A 1,011-nucleotide genomic window follows, 5' to 3' on the forward strand; every position below is an offset into this window, starting at 1 on the left:
CATGCCGATCGCCACTCCCGAGGTCTACAACGCCATGCTCGACGGAGCCAAGAAGGGCGAGTACGCCTTCCCGGCGATCAACGTGACGAGCAGTGAGACCCTCAACGCCGCGCTGCGCGCCTTCGCGGAGGCCGAGAGCGACGGCATCGTCCAGCTGTCGACGGGTGGGTCCGAGTTCGCGTCCGGCCTGGGCATCAAGGACATGGTCGTCGGATCCGTCGCGATGGCGGAGTTCGCGCACGTCGTCGCCGAGCGCTACCCGGTCAACATCGTGCTGCACACCGACCACTGCCCGAAGGACAAGCTCGACAGCTTCGTACGCCCGCTGATGGCGATCAGCGCCGAGCGCGTCGCCCGCGGCGAGGACCCGCTGTTCCAGTCGCACATGTGGGACGGCTCCGCCATCGAGCTGGAGGAGAACCTGCAGATCGCGGCCGAGCTCCTCGACGCCGCCGCCAAGGCGAAGATCATCCTGGAGGTGGAGATCGGCGTCGTCGGCGGCGAGGAGGACGGCGTCCACAACGAGGTCAACGAGAAGCTCTACACCGCGCCGGGCGACTACGAGCGCACCGTCGAGGTACTGGGCGGCGGCGACAAGGGCCGCTACCTGCTGGCCGCCACCTTCGGCAACGTGCACGGCGTCTACAAGCCGGGCAACGTCAAGCTGCGCCCGGAGATCCTGAAGGAGGGCCAGGACGTCGCGCGGGCCAAGCTCGGGCTCTCGGCCGACGCCAAGCCGTTCGACCTGGTCTTCCACGGCGGCTCCGGCTCCGGCCTCGACGAGATCCACGAGGCGATCTCCTACGGCGTCGTGAAGATGAACGTCGACACCGACACCCAGTACGCCTTCACCCGCCCCATCGCGACGCACATGTTCCAGAACTACGACGGCGTGCTGAAGATCGACGGCGAGGTCGGCAACAAGAAGCAGTACGACCCGCGCTCGTACCTGAAGAAGGGCGAGCAGTCGATGACCGACCGGATCGTCGAGGCCTGCCAGACCCTCAAGTC

The 1,011-nt window shown here is 67.2% G+C and carries 1 protein-coding gene; it reads left to right on the forward strand.

Annotated elements, in window-relative coordinates:
- Position 1 precedes the first annotated feature (1 nt).
- The coding region (gene fbaA, locus TOK_RS11490; protein WP_098957831.1) for a class II fructose-bisphosphate aldolase at positions 2-1,011 on the forward strand (1,010 nt) is incomplete at its 3' end.

It is taken from the genome of Pseudonocardia sp. N23 (assembly GCF_002583555.1).
Classification (GTDB): Bacteria; Actinomycetota; Actinomycetes; order Mycobacteriales; family Pseudonocardiaceae; genus Pseudonocardia.